This is a genomic window from Nostoc sp. CHAB 5715, from assembly GCF_020829685.1.
In the GTDB taxonomy this organism is placed as follows: domain Bacteria; phylum Cyanobacteriota; class Cyanobacteriia; order Cyanobacteriales; family Nostocaceae; genus Nostoc.
This window is the reverse complement of the sequence record NZ_JAIVFR010000950.1, coordinates 1-2,832: the sequence shown is the minus strand read 5'-3', so window position 1 is coordinate 2,832 and position 2,832 is coordinate 1. Positions and strand designations below refer to the sequence as shown.

General features: G+C 41.6%; 3 protein-coding genes. All 3 read right to left on the bottom strand.

What is annotated here, in order from left to right; genetic code table 11:
• Positions 1 to 4: 4 nt before the first annotated feature.
• Positions 5 to 1,582 (bottom strand): hypothetical protein, encoded by a 1,578-nt coding sequence (locus LC574_RS34200; RefSeq protein WP_229458055.1) that lies wholly within the window; start codon positions 1,580 to 1,582, stop codon positions 5 to 7.
• A complete protein-coding gene (locus LC574_RS34195) occupies positions 1,579 to 1,932 on the bottom strand; it encodes a hypothetical protein (protein ID WP_229458054.1) in 354 nt (117 codons plus the stop codon). The genes LC574_RS34200 and LC574_RS34195 overlap by 4 nt, the downstream gene beginning before the upstream one ends.
• A gap of 14 nt (positions 1,933 to 1,946) precedes the next feature.
• Positions 1,947 to 2,832 (bottom strand): ACT domain-containing protein (locus LC574_RS34190; protein WP_229458053.1); only part of this gene is annotated, 886 nt, incomplete at its 5' end.

The following is a 2,832-nucleotide window of genomic DNA, read 5'->3' as shown; positions in this document are numbered from 1 at the left end:
GAAATTAAAAGATTGGTTCTACATAAACACCACTGTCAACAATTTCAATCACAGCATTATGGGGTTTGTCTCGCTGCCACTGGGAGATTGCTTCGGTAATCGTTTGATACTCCGCTTGTGAGGTTTGACTGACGCTGTAATGAGCGTAATGCTTTCTGATTTGAGATGCAAAAGCTTCTTCTAATAGCAACCGATTGCAGCGAATCAGTTCTTTGCCGTGGAGATTTTGCTGAACCAATCTTTTAATTTCTGCACTCAAGGTGATAGCTGCAAAACGTTCTTCATCATAGAGACTTTCACCCAAAAGTAGTTGATTTAGCTCTTTGAGCAAAGCTGTAATTAAAGCTGGTTCGGCAGGAGAAATGGTGTAGGCATCCAAAAGCCTTTGGGTATCGCTGGAAAATTGCGCTCGCAAAAACTCAGATAATGCAGAGGTATCTTGTTGCGAGATCAAAGCGGCTGGCTCTAGAATATCACCAACATCAAGTAAAAAATGTGACGCAGAATCTAACAAAGTTCGGTCATATTCACCACCACCAATATCAGCACTGAAACCATAATGATAAGAAACCCAAACACCATTTTTTGGTAACTGGCGTATCGGAAAAATCATCCGGCCTAATTCTGGGTCAACTGCTATATAATCTTGCTCTGGTTGATAATTCCAATCACTCAGATCGGCAATAATAATTTGTTCTGGAGAAACTAGTTGCAATTTTGAGCCAACACCTTTCCAGACTTGCAAACTTTTGCTAAATTGTTCTGGATTTGGGTTGGAATCAAAATAATCCTTTTTACGAGATTGCAAAACTTGCCGTTGAATGGGAATAGGTAAGTTGAATTCACGAGCAATTTTAGTTTCATCTTCTGCTATTTGGGGACGATTATAAAGCGGAGTGTCATTACCCGTAATACTAAAGGTGTAGCAGTTAGAACTAACTTCTTCCAAACAAAAAGCTGGTGTTAGAGTCATGGAATAAGGTTTTAATCGCCAAACAAAAACACCAACATTGGCAATATTATACTTTCCAGGTTGATACTGTGAACCAATCTGGCGGATATCTACTGTATGAGCTAATTCATCGAATGGGTTATTTAACTTGGTAATTGCATCGACCTGATGCAGATTTACTGTTGTTGAGCTTGACGAATGCAGGTGATTGATATGTTGTGTTTTGTTAACTAGCTGATGAAATTCTACAACTCGTGCTGGCCAGCCAGCCACTTTATCAGCCAGCAATTCCAACAAAGCCAACGTCCCCTTGTGCCGTCGGTAGCGAATAGTATTTGCGACTTCACGACGGGGAATTAAAATATTATTGCCTTTTTCATCAGCGATCGCATTTGTACCATAACTGCGAACATTTTGATAACCAATTAAATCGCCAATGTATGGTACTACCCAATCTTGGCAAGTTTCAATAAACCAGTTTTCATAAAGTTGAGTAATATCTGCTTCAACAACATCAATTTGTTCGCCAATGACACGCAATAAATCCCGTAGGGGATAGCCTTGTTCAGTATCACGGATACGGTAAACAGCTGGTAAGAGTTCATAAAGGCGGTCTGGGGAATTGCTCATGATTTCAACTCCTTCATAATTAATGTGTCTGGCACTTGAGGGCTGAGAATAGCTAATTGAGCGGGAAAAAGTTGGTTTATTGTGGAATCAAAAACAGCCAAGTTTACAGGAATTCGTTGTTTTGGTTGTACTGGTAGTTGACCATCTCCCCTACTCATGCCTAGTTTTGCCAATTGTTGAAGTTTTTTATTTAGAATGTCTGGATTTTGGGCTTCTGTTTCGGAAACGCTATCTAAAATATCCACATCCACGTAGTCTACCCCTGGTACTTGTTGAATCGTGCCAATAACTCTACTGAGGACAACATCTTCTCCTAATTCTTGACGTTCAAAGCTAAATTTCTCGAACAAAGCAGTCCGAATTTTTAGTGCCTCATGGCGATATCTAAATAAACGTAATCTGCTCGTTGAACGATGACATCATGACCAATGCGACGATATTTTTCTAGGTCTGTGGCAATATTTCGGAGTAATTTGTCATCTGCTGCTTCTTTGTTGAAGGGATCTACTGTCACCCAGACTTCATACCGACTGCCTGTCCAGCGTAAGGCTGCGGCGGCTCGTTGCACTTTTGTCGAGAAATGTTGCATTACCAACTGTGCGTAGTCATCGGCAGTAATAGCACGTTCTAATTTTTCATGAGATAAGTGCGGTGCATATAATTTCACCTGAGATAGAGGTTCTGGTGCTGTCCCACCTTGAGCCGGGAATGGCTGGTGTGACTGCAATGTCGAACCACTATTAAAAACATTGTGAAAAACAATATAAGAAATCACTTCAGCACTAATATTGCCTGCAAGCCCGTTACCTATTCGATAGGTCGCTTGGAAGTGAGTATTGGCTGCTGGTTTGATTCCTAATTCACCGTCTCCAAAGCGCAAGTGAGCTTGTGCATCGTTGTCCATTTCCACAACAAAATGTTGGTCTTCGCTGTTGCTGTCTATCAGGTCGTATCGAGGAGTCCAGATAGAGTTATTGACAGTATTCGTAAGTTGGATTTGGGGTAATGCTTGATGGGGGTCTTGAATTAGCAAACTTTTAGCATCTTGAGTCAGATTATTTCTCGACAGAGTTTGGCTGAAAGTTAAAGGCGTTTTTTGTAAGGTAGGACGGAAGCGATCGCCTTCGGCTGCATTGACTACGCAACTTACTTTCACTTCGCTGGTGGAAATCATCTGGATGTTCACGCCTGCTTCCGCTAAGGTGGCGAACATCTTTGCAGCTACGCCAGGACGCCCAATCATTCCTGCG

What these genes read in the sequence shown, in the direction of transcription:
- LC574_RS34200 (WP_229458055.1), bottom strand. Translation starts at nt 1,582, where the DNA reads ATGAGCAATTCCCCAGACCGCCTTTATGAACTCTTACCAGCTGTTTAC.